This is a genomic window from Desulfovibrio sp. 7SRBS1, from assembly GCF_049723905.1.
Lineage (GTDB): Bacteria > Desulfobacterota > Desulfovibrionia > Desulfovibrionales > Desulfovibrionaceae.
Window position 1 is genome coordinate 3,431,593 of the sequence record NZ_JBJKFD010000001.1, and the last position, 18,454, is coordinate 3,450,046.

The 18,454-nt window shown below is 54.9% G+C and carries 15 protein-coding genes and 1 pseudogene; 5 read left to right on the forward strand and 11 right to left on the reverse strand.

Annotation, left to right across the window (positions count from 1 at the left end; genetic code table 11):
* Positions 1-187: 187 nt before the first annotated feature.
* From ACI0FJ_RS15345 to ACI0FJ_RS15370, 6 genes are read right to left on the reverse strand one after another with little or no spacing between them, the layout of a single operon-like run.
* Entirely contained in the window at positions 188-1,633 is a 1,446-nt protein-coding gene (locus ACI0FJ_RS15345) for an ABC transporter permease (protein WP_424304771.1), read from the reverse strand.
* Positions 1,630-2,868 (reverse strand): ABC transporter permease, encoded by a 1,239-nt coding sequence (locus ACI0FJ_RS15350; RefSeq protein WP_424304772.1) that lies wholly within the window; start codon positions 2,866-2,868, stop codon positions 1,630-1,632. Before ACI0FJ_RS15350 ends, ACI0FJ_RS15345 begins: the two co-directional genes overlap by 4 nt.
* Entirely contained in the window at positions 2,865-3,596 is a 732-nt protein-coding gene (locus tag ACI0FJ_RS15355) for an ABC transporter ATP-binding protein (RefSeq protein ID WP_424304773.1), read from the reverse strand. Before ACI0FJ_RS15355 ends, ACI0FJ_RS15350 begins: the two co-directional genes overlap by 4 nt.
* The gene (locus ACI0FJ_RS15360; RefSeq protein WP_424304774.1) at positions 3,593-4,927 is read right to left on the reverse strand and encodes an efflux RND transporter periplasmic adaptor subunit; all 1,335 of its coding nucleotides are present in this window, start codon (positions 4,925-4,927) and stop codon (positions 3,593-3,595) included. Before ACI0FJ_RS15360 ends, ACI0FJ_RS15355 begins: the two co-directional genes overlap by 4 nt.
* Complete coding sequence (locus ACI0FJ_RS15365; RefSeq protein WP_424304775.1) at positions 4,900-6,642, reverse strand: ABC transporter ATP-binding protein; 1,743 nt, start codon at positions 6,640-6,642, stop codon at positions 4,900-4,902. Before ACI0FJ_RS15365 ends, ACI0FJ_RS15360 begins: the two co-directional genes overlap by 28 nt.
* Entirely contained in the window at positions 6,636-8,465 is a 1,830-nt protein-coding gene (locus tag ACI0FJ_RS15370) for an ABC transporter ATP-binding protein (protein WP_424304776.1), read from the reverse strand. Before ACI0FJ_RS15370 ends, ACI0FJ_RS15365 begins: the two co-directional genes overlap by 7 nt.
* Before the next feature lie 292 nt (positions 8,466-8,757).
* On the opposite strand from ACI0FJ_RS15370, the gene ACI0FJ_RS15375 reads away from it, so the two are divergent.
* The 5 genes from ACI0FJ_RS15375 (at position 8,758) to ACI0FJ_RS15395 (ending at position 15,652) form a co-directional block, all read left to right on the forward strand.
* Positions 8,758-9,753, forward strand: a complete 996-nt coding sequence (locus ACI0FJ_RS15375) for a helix-turn-helix domain-containing protein (protein WP_424304777.1) — start codon at positions 8,758-8,760, stop codon at positions 9,751-9,753.
* A gap of 308 nt (positions 9,754-10,061) precedes the next feature.
* Complete coding sequence (locus ACI0FJ_RS15380; protein ID WP_424304778.1) at positions 10,062-11,459, forward strand: MATE family efflux transporter; 1,398 nt, start codon at positions 10,062-10,064, stop codon at positions 11,457-11,459.
* 115 nt (positions 11,460-11,574) lie between these two features.
* Positions 11,575-13,710: a TonB-dependent receptor gene (locus ACI0FJ_RS15385; protein WP_424304779.1), complete on the forward strand. Its 2,136-nt coding sequence runs from the start codon at positions 11,575-11,577 to the stop codon at positions 13,708-13,710.
* Positions 13,711-13,775: 65 nt separating this feature from the next.
* Positions 13,776-14,123: a hypothetical protein gene (locus ACI0FJ_RS15390; RefSeq protein ID WP_424304780.1), complete on the forward strand. Its 348-nt coding sequence runs from the start codon at positions 13,776-13,778 to the stop codon at positions 14,121-14,123.
* Positions 14,124-14,245: 122 nt separating this feature from the next.
* Positions 14,246-15,652: an efflux transporter outer membrane subunit gene (locus tag ACI0FJ_RS15395; RefSeq protein WP_424304781.1), complete on the forward strand. Its 1,407-nt coding sequence runs from the start codon at positions 14,246-14,248 to the stop codon at positions 15,650-15,652.
* Here ACI0FJ_RS15395 and ACI0FJ_RS15400 read toward each other — a convergent pair.
* From ACI0FJ_RS15400 to ACI0FJ_RS15420, 5 genes and pseudogenes are all read right to left on the reverse strand, one after another.
* A complete protein-coding gene (locus ACI0FJ_RS15400; protein ID WP_424304782.1) occupies positions 15,621-15,806 on the reverse strand; it encodes a hypothetical protein in 186 nt (61 codons plus the stop codon). The two genes, ACI0FJ_RS15395 and ACI0FJ_RS15400, sit on opposite strands and share 32 nt — an antisense overlap.
* Positions 15,807-15,919: 113 nt before the next feature.
* Positions 15,920-15,991 (reverse strand): annotated as a pseudogene (locus ACI0FJ_RS15405) (virulence protein); the annotation flags it as partial.
* Between the two features lie 121 nt (positions 15,992-16,112).
* Complete coding sequence (locus ACI0FJ_RS15410) at positions 16,113-16,979, reverse strand: IS3 family transposase (RefSeq protein ID WP_424306581.1); 867 nt, start codon at positions 16,977-16,979, stop codon at positions 16,113-16,115.
* An 11-nt stretch (positions 16,980-16,990) separates the two neighbouring features.
* Positions 16,991-17,266 carry a transposase gene (locus ACI0FJ_RS15415; protein ID WP_424306476.1) on the reverse strand — a complete coding sequence of 92 codons (276 nt, stop codon included), beginning with the start codon at positions 17,264-17,266 and terminating at the stop codon, positions 16,991-16,993.
* 102 nt (positions 17,267-17,368) lie between these two features.
* On the reverse strand, positions 17,369-18,442 hold the full coding sequence (locus tag ACI0FJ_RS15420; RefSeq protein ID WP_424304783.1) for a response regulator: 1,074 nt from the start codon (positions 18,440-18,442) through the stop codon (positions 17,369-17,371).
* Positions 18,443-18,454 lie beyond the last annotated feature (12 nt).

The following is an 18,454-nucleotide window of genomic DNA, read 5'->3' on the forward strand; positions in this document are numbered from 1 at the left end:
GGCGTAGAAGCTGAAACGGGTTTTTCAGGCCTGACTCATTAGGGAGTTGGCATAGGAAGGATTGGTGGACACATCGCGGGTGCTAATGTGTGGAATGAGGACTGCTCTGGAAAAGGCCGCTGGGGATGCTCCGGCGGCCTTTTTACGTTGCAGGTGATTCCGCGGTGTCTATGCCGTCATTTTCTGGCTATTCATGGTGCAAAGCTTGGAGCACTTCGGTTTTTGCCGCTTGCCAAGCTGGGTATGCCCCGGCTACCAGCCCGCATCCCGTAGACAAAACAAAAACGCTGCAAATCACGAGGGGATCGTAACAAGGCGGAAAGATACCCAATTCCACCAACAATGCCACCGGAATCAGGCCAACAATAACGCCGAGGAAGCCCCCGGCGAAAGCCATAACTGCGGCTTCGCTCACAAACTGAAGGACTATGTTGCGCCGTGTTGCGCCAACAGCCCGGCGGATGCCGATTTCAACCCGACGTGAGCTGACCAGCAGGGTCATTATCGAGAGGATACCCAGCGTGCCGATGGCAAAGGATATGCCCGCCCCTACAAATCCCAAGGCGCGCATGAGCCGAAGGGCATTGCCTACGAAATTGTCCACATGGTCGCCGAAGCTGATGGAAAAATCGTCCGGCCAGAAGTCCGGCAGGTGGTGGGCCCGGCGTAGTAGGGCTGTGACTCCGGTACGTAATCCGTCGAGGTCTTGGCGGGCTGCAAGTGTGAAATCGGCGCCCGACAGATGGTCCTGCCCCGTGAGCCGGAGGCGGTAGGTACGAAGCGGAACGAAAATCATCTCATCAAGGCGGGTTCCGAACGCGTCCAGGCCGCGTTTTTCCATGACGCCCACTACGCGCAGTGGGGATTCCAGCAGGCGTACCGTAGCACCAACAGCATTTTTTGCTTTGCCGAAGAGCCGCTCGGCCAGGGAATAGCCGAGCACACAAACAAGTACCTTGTTCGTGTCTTCCTCGTCCCGAAAGAACCGACCATATTGTGGCGAAGCGTGTTTAACCTGCACGTACTCGGGTGTTGTTGCGTATACTTGGCATGAGGATGTTGCACTTTCCAAGCGGTCGGTGTCTCCGGGCAGAATGAACGGGCTGACCTGACAGGAGGAGAGAATATAAGGGGCCGCGCGCAGAAGGCGCGGAAAGCCCGAACAGATGGCGGAAACATCGTCCAGAGTCAGAGTTGCGGCGGTTTTGGCCTGCTTGCGCGCGATGTCGCCGGACGATTCCGATTCAGCCTGGTTTTGCGATGGCGTATCCGCGTCTGGACTCTGCTCTGGTGCATTGGGCATCCCGGCTTCAGCTCCCTGTGTGCTGCCAGCCGGGTTGTCAAAGGTGGTGATCGTACCCCGCCGGGGGGCATCCTTGCGATTGAATTGGACGTTCACCGGTGCCACGGTCATTGTGTGTGACCCAAGGCGTTTGGCTTCCAACTCGATGTTTGCGGTTACTCCCGCAAGAACATGCAGGATACAGGTCAGCAGCAGCGCCCCAAGAAAAACCCCCAGGGTGGCCAGCACGGTGCGCAGGCGGTGCTGGCGCAGTACAGCCAGAACCAGTTGCAATGTCCGGGCCCACTTGCTGAGTGGAGAGCAGATTTTTTGAAGAAGAGAGTTCTTCATGAGAGGCCTTTGAGGGCGGCTGCGGGCTGCATGCTGGCAGCGTTGCGGGCAGGGCGAAGACTGGAAATGATGCTTACGCAGACTGCTGCAACAAATCCCCAGAGAAAAACGGCCGGGGAAAGAGCTATTTGCATCACGTCGAAGGAAGCGAGCAGCCTGCCGCAACCAATCCCCAAAAGCAGGCCCAAGGCGGCACCTCCGGTGGCGAGCAGGGCAGCTTCCATAAGAAATTGCAAAAGGATGTCCTGTTGCGACGCCCCCATGGCCTTGCGCAGGCCGATTTCTTCTTTTCGAGCCGAAACCGAAAGATAAAAAAGGTTGGCCTGGGAAAAACCTCCGGCCAAAAGGGCGATGACGGCTACGATGCCGAGAAAAATGCTAACGCTGCCCTTGATCAGATTCACAAAGTCGATGATGGACTGCATTGTGAAAAGCTGGAAGTCATCTGGAGTATCCGGGCCAAGGTGGTGCAGTTCGCGCAGCAGTAGGCGGAGGCTGGCAACATGCTCTTTCATCTGTTCGGGCGTTGTGTCGGCAGGGAATTTCACGCGCATCTGTGTAAGCCGGTCGCGGTCGAGATTGAAGCGTTCGATCATGGTGGTCACGGGAATGGTGACCCGATCGTCGAAGCTCACTCCGCCGCCCGACATGCCAAGGTGGGAAAGCATGCCGATTACCGTGAACGGCACGTCGTCCACGAGCACAATTTTTCCAATAGGATTTGCGCCTCCAAACAGGGCCTTTTTGGGGATGCTGCCGAGAAAACAGACCCCGGCCCGTTTTTTTATGTCCTCTTTGGTGAAATCCCTCCCCTCGCTGAGATACCAGCCCCAGGTCGGGCCGTGTGCTTCCGAAACGCCGCAGAGGTTTTCCGTAGTGTAGCGTTTTTTGCCGTAGCGCAGGGTGGGGCGGTAGCCCATCAGCAGAGGGGCGGCGGTTTGCACGCCTGGTACCAGGGCTTCTATGCTCTGCTTGTCGTGCCAGGTCATGGTCATGGGGCTCCGTTTCAGGGCTTCGGTTTCCGCTCTGCCGCTCATGACGTTGATGGACGACGGGCCGAACTGCCGGGCCAGCCAGGCCGCCTGCTCACCTGCTCCCTTCATGGAGGCCAGGATGATGGTCAGAGACGCTATGCCCAGGCCGATGCCGCAGACGATGAACAGACTGCGGGGCCAGAAGGCAAGCACGGCCCGCAGGCTTTGTACGGCAATGCGCAGGAGGCGGACGAGATTCATGCGTGTTCCCTCTGGGGAGCCTGAATACAGCCATCGTGCATTTCCAGGCGGGTTTTCGCACAGGACGCAGTCTCTTCGCCATGAGTTACGACCACGATGGTCGTTCCTTCTTTGTTGATGCGTGAAAAAAGATCCAGGATGGATCTGCTGGTTGTGGAGTCAAGCTGGCCGGTGGGCTCGTCCGCCAGCAGTATGTCGGGTTCGCCCAGCAGAGCACGGGCCAGGGCCACTCGCTGTTGCTGACCTCCGGACAGCCGGGAAGGAGTGAAGTCCATGCGGTCTGCAAGCCCCACCTTTTCCAGGAGATATTCGGCCCGGTCGCGCAGCTCGGTCCCGGAACGGTTGCTGTATGTTCCCGGCAGCAGGACATTTTCCAGGGCCGTGGCATAGGGGATAAGGAAAAAGTTTTGGAACACGAAACCCAGTACCTGGTTTCGCAATGCGCTCAGGTCTTTGTCGTCCAGCGACTGCACGGAACGCCCGGCAAGGAGATATTCCCCTTCCGTTGGTTGTTCCAACAGTCCCATGATGTGCAACAGCGTTGATTTTCCCGACCCGGAACTGCCGGTCAATGCCATGAAATCTCCTTGCCGGATACAAAGAGAAATGCCGTGCAGCACCGTGGTGCTCAAGCCTTTCATGAAAAAGGTCTTGGTTACGTTCCTAAGTTCTATGATTGTACGCCGGGTGTCGTTTTTCGGCGCGGTTGTTTCAGCGTGCCGCCTCATTGTGTCCACTCCTGGGGCAGGGGGGAGGGGAGGTCCAGATTGAGCACAACCGTGGCTCCCTCTTCGATGTCGCTGAGTATTTCTGTTTGCGACAGCCCTTCCAGGCCGGTTTTTGGGGAAAGCGGGACAATTTCTCCCGAAGCATTTTTGACGAACACCACTCGTCTGGTGCCGAGCCATTTGAAGGCCGTATTGGGAACCATCAGGACATCGTCCTTTTGCGCGACCATGATGCGGCAGCGGACCGTCATTTCCGGACGCAGAGCCAGGGATGTTTCCGGAGGCAGCCGGACCAGGGCGCGGTAGTAGACGATGTTGTTGCGAATCTCCGCTCCCGGATGGATGAGATCTATGACGCCGGAAAAGACCTTTCCTTGCAGTGATTCCACCGTAAAGGAAACAGGCGCTCCGGGGTGGACCAGGCCGATGTCGTTTTCGTCAACGTAGATTTGCAGTTCAAGTCGTGAGGGATCCATGACCGTAACCAGATAGGCCACCTGCAGGCCAGCCACCAGGGTTTCTCCTTCCTGGGCCGTGATTTCACTGACAACCCCGTCCATGGGGCTCAAAATCTGGGAGTAGGACAGGCGTATCTGTGCGGCGGCCAGGTCAGCCCTGGCTTCGGCCACGGCTTCTGCCAGACGGGTACGCTCGGTGATGAATTCTTTCTCCACCCGGCTATGGGCGCTGACCGCCAAATTGTGGGCCTCTTGTTTGACCTTCAGCGTGCTTTGGGATTTTTCTACATCGTCTTCGGATACGCCGCCGCTGTCCATCGGGGCCACCCGCTCGTAGTTTCCCTGGGCGTATTCCATCTCTGCCTGGCAGACGGCTACTTGTGCGGCCGCCTCGGCAATCCGCAGGGGATAGGTTGTTTCCACCTGTTTCAGCTCCGCTTCCAGGCGGCGGATTGTGGCCTCGTGGCGGCGGCATTCGGATTGTTGTTCCCGGTCGTCCAGTTCGGCCACGATCTGTCCTTTGCTTACCGGGTCCCCGAGTTTGGCGAAAAGTCGGCGGATAACTCCTGTAAAGCGCGAACCGGTCTTCACCTCGGCCCCTTCCTCCGGCTTGATGATGCCGGTGGCGGGCAGTTCCTTTTTGAGGGAGCCCCGCTGAACCGTTGTTGTTTCGTGGACCACGGGAGCCGTGGTGCTGCCGGATAGATTGGTTGCTACGGGCAGCAGGGCCAGAATTACCAGCATAGCCAGGCTGCGCTTGGGGCGGGCGCGTCCCCAGGCCCAGATTCTTCCAATTCCCCGGGGGGGCTTGCCAGGAGAAAGCTCTTTTACTGCGTTCGTTTTTTTCATGAGACGCGGTTCGCTATGTTCCATGATCTGATTTGTTCCTGATTTTTCCATGCATTGCAGTAATGACTGCCATTTTTCAGCAGGGAGGAGTGGGTGCCGTGTTCTGCGATTTTTCCGTCGCGCAGCACCAGAATCTGATGAGCTTGACGGATGGTGGATAGACGGTGGGCGATAACCAGCAGCGTCTTGCCGCGCATGAGGTTGGTCAGACCTTGCTGCAAAAGCAGTTCGTTTTCCGGGTCGATGGATGCGGTTGCTTCGTCCAGAAGCAGGATGGGAGCGTTTTTGAGGATGGCGCGGGCAATGGCTATGCGTTGGCGTTCGCCTCCGGAAAGGCGTGCCCCCTTTTCCCCCACGTTGGTGTGGTAGCCTTGTTTCAAAGCCATGATGAAATCGTGGCAGCAGGCCATGCGGGCAGCCTCCATGACTTCCTCGTCGGAGGCGTCCTGTCGTGCGAGCCGGATATTGTTCATCACCGTGTCATTAAAGAGGTAGACATCCTGAAAAACCACGCTGAAGAGACTGTAAAAGTCTTCCTGGGCAAAGGTGCGTATGTCCGTTTCCCCTATGCTGATGGTTCCGGAGGCCACGTCCCAGAAACGCAGCAGCAGGTTCAGGGTGGTTGTTTTACCGCCGCCCGATTCGCCCACCAGTGCGGTTACCGTGCCTTCGGGGACGTTGAAGGATATATCGCGCAGCACCGTCTTGTCGTCGTATGCGAAGCTGACGTGGTTGAATTCTATGGCATGCCCTTGGGGCGGAGTGTGCCCGGAAAAGCGGGGGAGGGGAGATTCGTAAAGGATGTCGGCAATGCGTTTGAGCGAGGCCATGACGTAGCGGAATTCGGCGATGAATACTCCGAAATCCTGTAATGGCTGGTAGAATTTGCCGCTGAAGAGCAGGAAGAACAGGAATACGCCCACGGTCATGGTTGTTCCGGCAACAAACCAGCTGCCCGCAAGGAGCATGAGCACGAACGAGGCGTCCAACATTGCCAGGAAAATCTGGCCCCGCAGCCCGAAGCGCGTTTCCATGGCAAGGGCCATGGTCCGGAAGCGTTTGTTTGCCTCGGCCCATGGGGTGAAGCGTTTTCCGGTCATATTGGCTGCTTTGAGTTCGCTGATGCCGTTGAGATATTCCAACAGGGTTTTGTCCGTGAGCGAGCGTGCCGCGATGTATCCTGGTGCTTCCCGGCCCAGTTCCCTGGCGGCATGGAAGACATACGGCAGTGTGCTGAGGGCCGAGACAACGACAATCAGCCCAAGGCGCATATCGGCGATGCACAGCATGGCTCCGTAGAGCCCCAGGATGATGAGCGAAGTGATGATCTCGTGCAGGTAGATGCAGAAGACGGCTTCGGCGTCGGACATGTCGTGCAGAAAACGGCCGCTGATGGCTGCGGTATCGTTTTTTTTGAAAAAAGACAGCGGAAGCCTGCGCAGATGATTTGAAAGCTGCAACCTCAGCTCGGCCACCGAATCGTATCCGGCTTGAAGCGAAAATCGATTGAGATGGATGGAGGCGATGTAGTAGCCCCATATGAGGACTGCCAACAGCAGACTATAGATGGTGACAGACTCTATGGTTGCTGTTCCACGCATCAGCGAAAGCAGCAGGAGGTAGACGACGACGTACAATGCGCCGAGAACAATCCCGACGCCCAGGTTCAACAGGCCGGAGCGGACGATGGGCCCCAGTTCTCCAAGTGTGAACCGGATCATTTTGAGCATGTTCAGCATGCTGTCATCTCCTGTTCGATGGTGTCCTGAGCTGGATCGTCTTTGGGGGTGTTGCGGTGTTCATCATCGGTGGCGATCATCCAGCTTCTGGACGTGGTGTAGGCTTCCCACATGCGTGTGTAGGTTCCGTTGTTTTTCAGCAAATCCTCGTGCCTGCCTGTTTCCACGATACGCCCTTTGTCCAGCACTATGATGTTGTCGGCTCCGGCAATCGACGGCAGCCTGTGGGCGATGACAAGGACGTTTTTGTTCGAGAGGAAGCGTGACAGTCCCTTTTGGATTGCGGCTTCGGATTCCGGGTCGGCAAAGGCGGTGGCTTCGTCCAGCAGCACGATGGGGGCGTTGCGCAGGGCCATGCGTGCCAAGGCGATTCGTTGGCGTTGCCCGCCGCTTAGGTGGACCTGTCCACCCGCGCCTATGTGGGTGTCGTATCCTTGGGGGAGGCCGGAGATGAATTCATGGCAGCCGACCATGTCCGCCGCTTTTTTGATGTCCTGCAGGGGGGCGTCCGGCATGCCGATGGCGATATTTTCCGCCACTGTTGCCGAGAATATGAACGGCTGTTGAAAGACCATTCCCATCACATGGGAGAGTTGTGGGCCGGAAAATTCCTGCAGGGGAATTCCGTCCACGCGGATGGTCCCTTCGGTGGCCTTTTCCATACCCGCAATGACGGCGGCAATAGTGCTTTTACCGGAGCCGCTGTGGCCTACAATGGCCGTTACCGTACCAGCCTGGGCCGAGAACGAAATGTCGTGCAGAACGGTTTTGCCTTCGTAGGCAACCGAAAGATGGTCGACGATGAGGTCGGGGGTGGTGACGTCGTCGGCTGTTCGTTCGCCACGGGATTCAGCGGGTGTGTCCAGCAGTTCCTTGATGTTGGTATACCCCATGATGGCCCTCCACAGGAGCGTCACGAAACGGACCAGTCGGGAGAGAGGGGCGAAGGAAGCCACGCCGAGCATCAGGAAAAGGACGATATTTTCAAAGGGCACGAGTCCGGCCAGATGGAGATAGGCCCCGGCAATGGCCAAAGCACCGAAGGACATGGTGGTCAGGGTTATGAAGACGACCCAGCGGCGGACGAAGACGTTCCGGGCCATGACTTGGATTTTTTTGAATTGGAGAATGGCTTTTTGCATGCGGGAGAACGAATCCGCGCTGCGGTTGAATATTTTGATGTCCGGCATTCCTTCCACAAATTCCACGGCATCGGCGTGAAGCATTTCCAGGGAATCGAGATAGTCCTGCGTCAATGAGGTTTTCTTCATCATGAGAGCAAGGCTTCCGGCGTGGCAGATTGCGGCTGCGGCTATGAGTGCCAGCATGATCAAGGCCAAAGGGGCGCTGACGAAGAACAATGCAACGATAGTCACCACGGGCAGCAGGAGCGAGCCGACGCCGTCGGTAACATTGTGGGCAACAAAATTTTCCACCTGGTCCAGTTCATGGCCCAGGGTTTTTTTCAGGCCCCCGACGCTTTTTCCCGCGAACCAGTGCAACGGCAGTTTGCCGAGGTGCTCCAAGGCTGCGGCGCAAACTCCTGTATTCAGGGCAAAGGCGGCCCTGTGCGAAAGGTGGGACGAGGCTGTCCGGCATATGGTGTTTAGGACGATGGCGACCAGTGCAACGAGACAGGGCAGGACGGGCAACCCCGAAGCAGTGCCCTGCGACAGATACTGGCGGAGAATGAGCCAGGCCATGAATATCGGGACGGGATAGAGCAGGGCGGCGGCGCAGGCCAACAGAATCGAGCGGATGAGATCCGGCCAGGCTTCGGGGGCCATTGAAAACAGCCATCGGATAGGTTGGGTTCTAGTCATGCACACTCCTTGGAAAGCAAAATATTGCAGTGTGAATTCGGTGTATGTGGCAACTGGATTCGAGGCACTCTTCATGGAGCGTATAGCGGAAAACAGGGCGGATGTTTTTGTGAGGGGGAAATCGGGCATTCTTGAATTTGTTGCGAGTAAATTGGAAACGGAGGGACACGAAAGAGGATAATTTATGTTGCCTTCGGGAAGTGAAGTGGGTATTGGATAAACAATATATTGATAATGAATATCATTATTATCTAAATGCAATATGTGTTTATAGACGACAGAGGAGGTCGCTATGCAAGCCAGTTCTCAAGTAGCGATTTGCGATAAGATTTCCATGGGGCTGCGGCTGTCACAGGAATATCCGCTGCACGAAAAACCGGAAAAGCTCTATTTTGGTGGTGAAATGTTGTCTGGGGAGGGATTTATATTCAATCCGCTGCCGGGGTTTCATTTCGGTGCCTGCGGAGCGCTGAATGTTCATTCCCCTGTCACCAAATCGGTTCGCTGCGATCTCCCCATAGTCATTGCCTTTTTGGTCCTTGACGGAAGCTTTAGCTACAAAATCAAGGGCGGGGGGGATGCCTTTACTGAAGTGCACAAGAACATGTTTTTGTTAGGCCGGTGCGGCGGCGTGGAAGTCGATTTGTTTTTTCCCGCACAGGACAAGTACAGCCATATCGGTTTTATCGTGCAGGAATCATCCCTTGATGAGATCTTTGGGGAGAAGGCCGGCACGTCCTTGCGCGGCCTGCTGGACGAAACAATGGCCAAAAGTCCGGAAGACACCACTCTCCTTTCGGGAATTGCCTCTCCAGATGCAGTCAGCATTGCACGGCAGCTGCATGAAATGCAGGGAGCCGGCCCTTTGGATCTGCTGTGCTGCCGCTGTACGGCGCTGCATTTTTTTGCGAAATTGTTCAGTCAGGCGGCCATGTCTGAAAATGCCCCGCAGATTTTGCTGCACGAACAGGACAAACGTCGGCTGGCGGAACTCAAGGAAAACATAGAGAGCAATTTTTTGACCATCGGTTCCGCCGCTGAAGCCTGCACCACCATAGGCATGAGTTTTTCCAAGGCCAACAAGGCGTTTCGGGCGTTGTACTCAACAACAATTGCCCAGTACATTCAGTATTGCAAAATGTCACATGCCTATTCCATGCTGGTGGCACGCAAGCTCAACGTCAGCGAATGCGCCTTCGAGGTGGGCTATTCAAATGTCAGCCATTTCATTTCCGCGTTCAAGAAACAGTACAATCTGACACCTAAGGCGGCCTCCCGGCTGGGGTGACGGCCATAGAGCATTTTGTGTTCAGCCTGCGGTCAAGGTCCTGAAACGTGTTTTTCGGCCCGCTCGGTATACGGCGGGCCGTTTTTATTGCCCTTTGCTTCTTTTTCCCACGACGTCCTGTGCAATTCCAGCGAACAGACCAGACCATAGAAGAATCCTTTTCGGGAATGCAGCGAAAGCCGGTCATGAACGGGGGGGATGAAAAAATGGGGTAGTTTTGCGTCGAAATGCGTGGAGAACGGTGCTTCGGCTTTTGCTACGGTGCGTTGGCAAAAGTTACCGAATCCCCATGTTCCCTGGGAGGGAAAATGTCCGCTATACAGGCTTTACGCTCGGAGACCCCCAAGCTCATCCCCCTTTTTCTACCTATTGTCGTTTCACAATACGCAAGCATAGCAAGCGGAGTTGTGGATTCCGCCATGGCTGGCAGTCTTGGAACTCTGGAGTTGGCCAGTATCGCCGTGGGAGTGGCCGTGTGGGTGCCGTTTCAGGTGTTCATTCTGGGTATCATATACGGACTGGTTATTTTTGTTTCCCAGGCCTTTGGGGCTGATGACAGGGGGAGCATCGACAATTTGACCCAGCAATCCCTGTATCTGGCTTTGCTAGTGGGGCCGTTGGCAGGGCTTGTCCTCTTTTTCGTTTCCGGGCACCTCGGGCTGCTCGGCGTACAGGAAGATGTGGCATCCCTTGCGGGACGTTATATCCGGGCAGAGGCATGGGGGCTACCTCTGGCCTGTCTTATGTTCACCCTGCGTTTCTACTGTGAAGGGCAAAAGGTGGTGGTACCCGTCACGGTTATGTCGGTCATCATTATCGGCGTGAAGGCCTTTTTCAACTACGGATTCATGTTCGGCAATCTGGGGATGCCGGAACTGGGCGTGGTGGGGTGCGGCATTGCCACGGTATGCACCAATTTTTGTTTTTTACTGATGCTTGCCGGGTATGTCTGCCTGAGCCCGCGTTTTGCCGGAAAACGGGTCTTTGCCACTTTGTACCGCCCGGACCCGGCTTCCTTTTTGCGTATTGCCAAAACCGGAGCGCCCATCGGGCTGTGCTTTACTTCGGAGTTTCTTGTTTTTTCCGTCATGACCATGTTCATCAGCCGTGAAGGTGCAGCGGCAGCGGCTGCACATCAGGTTGCCTTCAACTGCATGATTCTTTTTTTCAGCACTGCCGTGGCCTTTGCCGGGGCTGCCTGTATTCGTGTGGGCAATCTTTATGGAAGCGGCGACAAGGTGCCCTTGCGCACGTCGGTTTCCGGCATTCTTGTCATGAGCGTCATTATCGGCTGCGTGCTCATGGCAGGCATGGTGCTGAATGACGAGAAGCTGGTTTCCGCATTCATCGATGAGGCCACCGTGATTCCGCTGGCAGTTGCCATTTTGCATGTGGCGGCGTTTTTCCAGATTGTGGACGCCATGCAGGTAAGCCTGAACGGGGTTCTGCGGGGCATAGGCGATGTGGGACTGCCCTTTGTTTTTACTACGGTCTCGTATTGGGCTGTGGGAATTCCCGCGGGCTACCTTTTTTCCGGCAGCCCACTGCCGTTCGGATTTTTCCCGGTGGCCGACTTCGGGGTGGTTGGCTGGTGGATGGGCATCACTCTCGCACTTTTCATCACCACGCTGTTATTGGGTCTGCGCGTGCGCGCCATGTTTTGGAACAGCAAGGGGCCTGTTGAGGCCTTGCAGCCTGCAACCTGAATCAGATTATGCTTCCGGTTCGCTGTTTGGCAGCGGGAGCATGTTTTTGTTGATCCTGACATTCATATTCAACCTGCGCGTTCACGCAGACCATGTTCTGGAGGAGAAGGGGACGATGAAAAAATACACGCTGTTCATATGTATGCTGGCCGGGATGATCATGTATCTCCTGGGGGGGGCATCTCTGGCCTTGGCCGAGGATTCTGGCCAAACACATTCTACAGCCGAGCAAGGCAATGATGTTTCCACGTCACCTTCGAACCCGTACGCCCTGCCCCCTGTCGTGGTTACGGCAGACAAGCGGGAGTCCGAGGTGCAGGAAACGCCCATGGCCATTACCGTCTTATCCAGCCAGGACATTCAGGATGGCAGCATCTATACTATCGACGACGTGCTGCAGCGCATACCCAACCTGCAAGTGGGACATTTCTTCGGCGGTTCCTCTCTTATGACCTTTCGCGGCATGCCAACAGCCACGGGGACCAACACCAACCCCTTGGTGATATACATTGATGGCGTGCCGGCGGACACGGTGCTCAACCTGGACGCCAACCTGATGGACATCGAACGTGTCGAGGTTCTGCGCGGGGCGCAAAGCGTCATCTACGGCAAAAACACGCTGGGCGGCATCATCAACATCATTACCAAAAAGCCGGACAACAACTTTGCAGGTAATGTTTTTGCTCGGGTTGAATCGTACGGATCGTATGCTGGCGGTGCATCCATAAGAGGCCCCATTAAGGAAGATCTGCTCTACTTTTCCCTTTCCGCCATGCATGAGTACAACTACGGGTTTATGGACAATCCCAACTCGAATGACCGTGACAGCCTGCAGACGGACCGCGTCAAGGGGCAGTTACGACTTACGCCCACCAATAAATCGGAGTTTGCCCTGTTGTTTGACTACACAGTGGCCAACGAGGATATGCCTCCCTACACTTTGGGCGACAGCGTGGGCATGACATCCCATGCCGCATCCAGCGATTACGACGATTCCGACGTGTTCAATGTCGCGCTTTCCGGAAAAATGCAGTTTGCTCCCCTGACCTTTGAGAGCATCACCACGGCCAGGATCGAAAATCAGGACTATGCGTTCGATATGAATAACATCATGCCGGGGTATTTTTTAAGCGATGGGGGGAGGAAGGTCGCCCGTTCGGAGATCACACAGGAATTTCGGTTCCGCTCGCCCGATGAAGCGGAAGGCCTTATCTGGCTGGCAGGGGTTTTCGGCAGCTATACCGATCTTGATATGAAAAAGATTGAGCAGAAATACCAGCAGATGGGCCCGCTGCATCCGTATTTGAACCAGCCGTACCGCGAGTTCACACAGGATTTTGCCCCCTTTGGGCAGATAGAGATTCCCCTGGCGGACGAGTTTACCCTGACCACCGGGTTGCGTTGGCACTACACACATAAACGGGCCTCCATCAACTACGAGCCCAATGCCGACATGCAACTTATGGGGCAGACGCCCATGAGTACGCGCGAGACCGGAGAATGGGACGAGTTGCTCCCTCGTGTGAACCTGAAATGGCAGCCTACGGACGACCATATGGTCTATGCCAGTGTCAGCCGGAGCTTCATCCCCGGTGGGTACAACTACGCCGCTACAGCCGCTTACGAGTTGACCTACGATTCGGAAACCGCCTGGAACTATGAACTTGGTGCCAAGACGTCCTGGTTTGGCGACCGTCTCATCGTGAACCCCGTGCTGTACTACATCCAGCTTGAGGATTTGCAGGTCATGTCGTGGGATCCCAGTGCCGGTCTGTATACGGCCGATAATGCGGGCCGGGCTACTTCCTACGGTGCCGAACTGGACATTACCTATCGTATCCTGCCTTCCCTGGATGCAGAGTTTAGTGGTGGATACACCCATGCCAAGTATGACGAATACTCCAAGGAGACCATTACCGGCACCTCTGTTTACGATGATAATTGGATACCCAACACGCCGCGGTTCTCCGCCATGGCCGCTCTGCAATATCGGCATGAACGTGGCTTCTTTGCACGGGGAGAGGTTTTTTACACCGACAAGATGTATTGGGACGACGCCAACGACTACGCGCGTAACGACGTTACGACCGTCAACCTCCGCGTCGGCTACGAAATGGATGACTTTGACGTGTACCTGTACGCCAAGAACCTCTTTGACGAGCGCTACCAGCAGTACTTTTCGTCCGCCAATAAAATCGGATTCACTGCGCAGCCGCAGACGTTCGGTTTGGAAGCAAGGTACAGGTTTTGACGTGGGCCTTCCCTTACGAACGATTTGCTTTCGTTTACCCTTAGCTACAAATCAGGATGGTTAATATGTTTCAGAGCGATTCCTACCATTGCTATTATATGGATCATTCCTTTTTTGACGCCCGCCAGATTGGCAGCATCTATTCACAGTTGGCCGGAGTTTGTTCTGAAAACAAAGATGAGGACGGCCTGATTTTATCAACCTGCCAGCGCATCGAGGTGTATTCCGCTTCGGAGGGGAATCCGCTTTCTTCGCTTGAACTGCCGTTTCAGCATGACTCGGGAAAAGATTCTGTGAAGAAACGGCTGCTTTCCATCTGCTGCGGCATTGAATCCCAGATCCTGGGCGAGAAGAACATCTACTATCAGGTGCGCAATGCCTGCTCCTCTTCGGAGGAGCAGGTCGCAATATGACAGGTTCGGACTTTGTTTTGCCAACAGGATTGATCCCTTGGGGTTCTCTTTTGCGTATTGGCATGGAGCAGTGGAAGCAGACCATAATATGCAGTAAGGGCTGGTGAGAGGTGGCAATGTATATGGCGATTGTTTTCAGGCGGGCCTGCCTGACCATGTTTGTCTTGTTGCTGGCCTGCGGTTGCACCTTGGCTCCCCAGTATGAGCGGCCTTCTCCCGTGGTTCCTGAGGATTGGAATGGCGGCGGGGATGTCAGCTCCCAGCCGGGCTCGCAGGCGTTGGATTGGCGGCAGATTGTGGCCGATGAAGCCATGTCGCAGCTCATCGAACTGGCGCTGGAGAATAACCGTGAGCTTCGAGTGGCCGTTTTGCGGATCGAGAGGGCGCGGGCGCAGTATGGCATTACAAGGGCAGGCCAGTTTCCACATATTGATGCGGAAGCAAAGTCCGACATGGCCCGTACACCGGAGTTTCTTTCTTCGACGGGAGATGCATATACGTCTCACGAATATTCCGTGGGGGTGGGTATCAGTTCCTTTGAGCTGGACCTGTTTGGACGGGTTCGTAGCCTCAAGGAAAGGGCGCTGGAAACCTACCTGTCCACCGATGCGGCAGCCAGAAGCGTGCAGTTGAGTCTCGTGGCCGAAGTGGGGCAGGCTTACATGACATTGGCCGCCAATCGGGAACTGCTCGCCTTGTCCCAGGAAATTTTTGAAACCGAACAGGCGTCGTACAAAATGGTCAGTGAGCGCTATGAACACGGTGTTGCCACGGAAGTTGACGTGGCTCGGGCCCGTATTTCTGTGGAAACGGCCCGTCTTGACGTTGCTCGATATTCCGGTCGGGTTATCGAGGCCGAGAACGCCCTTGTTCTGTTGCTGGGGATGCCGCTTGTATCCGGCCTGGCTCCCGCACGGGCGCTTACGGAAATTCAGCCTTTGGCCGAGGTACCCGTCGGCCTTCCTTCCGAGGTGCTTACACGCCGGCCCGACGTAGTTTCAGCCGAGCATGCTTTGAAAGCGGCCAATGCCAATATCGGCGCAGCAAGAGCAAAATATTTTCCCCGTATCGATCTTACGGCGAGTCTGGGCAGTGCCAGTGTTGATATGGACGAGTTGTTCAGGAGTGGCGCTCGTACGTGGACATTCGTGCCTCGGGCGACTTTGCCTCTTTTTCATGGGGGGGCCATCCGCGCCGGTGTGGAGTCCGCCGTAGTGGACAGGGACATCTGCGTAGCGCAATACGAGGACGCCGTGCAGACGGCGTTTCGGGAAGTGTCCGACGCGCTGGCACGAGGCAGTGCACTGACGGCTCAGGTCCGGGCACAGTCCTCCTTGGTGAAGGCCACAGGCAGGGAATATGCGCTCGCCTCCAGACGCTACGAAAACGGCCTGGACAGTTCTTTGGACAAGCTTGACGCGCAGCGTTCCTATGCTACTTCCAGACAGAATTTAATCGGTTTGTCCCTTGCCGCGCGGGCAAACCGTCTGACTCTTTTTAAAGTACTGGGAGGCGGTTGGAGCGGTTGAGGCCGCTTGGGGGAGGAATAGAGGAGTGCATGAAGTAAGGCCTGGTGTTGCGATTAACGCATTTGCCGTTAATGGTCCCTTGTGAACTGAGTGGTTCATATTGGATCTCCGAGGCCGTCTTGCCCGTAATGGCGAAATGGAATTTGTCCTGCACATGGGCATAGAAATTTCCGGTGGTCTCGGAACGCGGTGCGTAGTCTTTCCAAAAAGATGTCCGTTTTTCATTCGTTCGTCAGTGAAGGTGAATCCCTTGATGAGCAGTTCCTTGAGCTTGCTTGTCGTCCATATCCTGAATTGAGTCGTCCTGGATGAGTTGACCCGGTAGCCGACGGATATGATGGCATCTAGGTTGAAAAATTTTGTCTTGTAATTTTGCCATCTGCGGCGGTTGTTTCCAAAATGGAAACAACCGTCCTGTCAGGATGAAGTGCCATAGAAAAAATGGACATTCTCTGAGAGGTTAGTCCGCTACGTTACTTTTAGCCTGGTGGATGTTTTCATATTCCACCGGGCTTTTATAACCGATTCCGGCATGCCGCCGTTTCCTGTTATAAAATCCTTCCAGGAACATGAAGATATCCAGTTTGGCTTCGGAGCGGGGCTGGTACCTGCTCCAATTTACCCATTCCCTTTTCAGCTTGCTGAAAAACGTTTTTGCAACGGCATTGTCCCAGCAGTTTCCCCTGCGGCTCATGCTACAAAGTATTCCATTTTGACTCAGGGCTTTTCTATACAGCTTGCTGGTGTATTGGCGGCCCTGGTCACTATGATGAAGCAACCCTGCTTCGGGGGATCTGGCTTTAATAGCCATTGCCAGAGCCTTGCATGCGAGATGTGCGTCCACACGTTCCGACATTGCCCAGCCCACCACACGTCTGGAAAACATATCCAGAGTAACGGCAAGATACAGCCAGCCTTCTCGTGTCGGAATGTAGGTAATGTCCGACGCCCATTTTTGATTCGATGCCGAGGCTAAAAACTGTCGTGAAAGATGGTTTTCAGCCACAGGCGGATTCGGTCCAGTTTGACAGGGATAACGATGTTTTCGCTTCAACTTGGACTGCAGTCCAGCAGCCGCCAGCACCCGCCGCACTGTCTCCGGGCAACACCAAAAACCAACCTGCTCCACGACGTCCATATGCACCTTGCGATAGCCGTAAATTCCCCTACTGGCGTGATACGACTTCTGTGCTGCGGCAAGGACCAGCTGCCGCTTCAGCGCCAGTCTGCCGGGCTTTCGCCTTGCCCATGCATAATAGCCGCTTCTACTGACGGACAGAACTTTGCAAAGAACCTTCGTCGGGTAATGTCCCCTTTGCTTTGCGATCCACGCGTACTTTACAGGGACTCTTTTGCAAAGTACGCCGCTGCCTTTTTTAGAATTTCATTCTCCATGCGCAGGCGGGCATTCTCGTCCCTCAGCTTGGCATAATCGCTGGCAGCTGACGTGCTCTCCTCTCTGGGAGAAAGTTCGCCACTTGCACGATACTTTCTAACCCAATCACGAACTGACCAGCCGCTACAGCCAAGCTGCTGTGCAACCTCAGAAAAGGAATACCCTTGTTCGACAACAAGCTTTGCCGCTGACAACTTGAAATCTTTTGAATATCTCATACGTGCCACTATGCTCTCCTGTTGGAGCGAACAGTAACCTCTCGGTTCGTGTCCGTCATCTATAGGGCACTTCAGGAGCAAGGCGATTGATATACCTGTCTTTCACTCTTCGGTGAGAGGTTTTGTGGAAATTGTTGTCTTATCTTTTTCTTTGCTATCCCACTCATTTTTTAAGGCGACGATGTCATTCTTCATGGAGAGGAAGAGGTCGACCAACTGGGGATCAAAATGCCCCTTGCTATCGCCAATATACTCAAAGGCTCGTTCAATCTTCCAGGCGGGCTTGTATGGACGTTTCATGGTCAGCGCGTCAAAGACATCGGATATGGCAACTATCCGGGCGGAGAGCGGAATGTCGTTTCTTTCCAGTTTATGGGGATAGCCCATTCCATCCCATCGTTCATGGTGGCTCAGGGCAATCTTTGCAGCCATGACGAAAACCGGCGCATCGCTAAAAGAAAGTATTTTATGGCCTATTGTGGTGTGCGTTTTCATTATTTCCCATTCTTCGCTCGTCAATTTGCCTGGCTTTTTAAGAATGGAGTCCGGGATGCCTATTTTCCCTGTGTCGTGCATGGGTGCTGCAAGCAGCAGCATGTCCTGTGCTTCCACGGGCCAGTTGATAGCTTTGGCAAGAGTTTTGGAATAGATTGCCATGCGCCAAATGTGCACACCTGTATCATCATCATTGTAGTGCCCGGCATGGCCAAGCATGTCTATTGCGTCTCTTTGCCCTTTGCGGATGGTGGCAACCTGCTCGTTCACCACGCGCTCACAGGTACGTTGTTGATCTGCAAGGGCAAGATGCGTCCTGACCCGGGCCAGCACAATGGAGGGAAAGATGGGCTTGGCTATGTAATCCACAGCTCCAACCTGGAATCCCCTTTTTTCATCTTCAATTTCCGACATGCCCGTTACGAAGATGACGGGTATTTTTGCTGTTTCCGAATCGGCCTTGAGCTTTTGGCAAACAGTGTATCCGTCCATTCCGGGCATCATGATGTCGAGCAGGATGATGTCCGGCTGTGGTTCTGTACGGGCAACCTCCAATGCTTTTTCTCCATTGGTGGCAACCTTTACCTTGTATTCCTTACTCAGCACCCTGTGCAATATCGTGATGTTTTCAGCGATATCATCCACAACAAGAACGATATTCTTTGCATCTTTTGTCGGCATGATCAGTCCTTC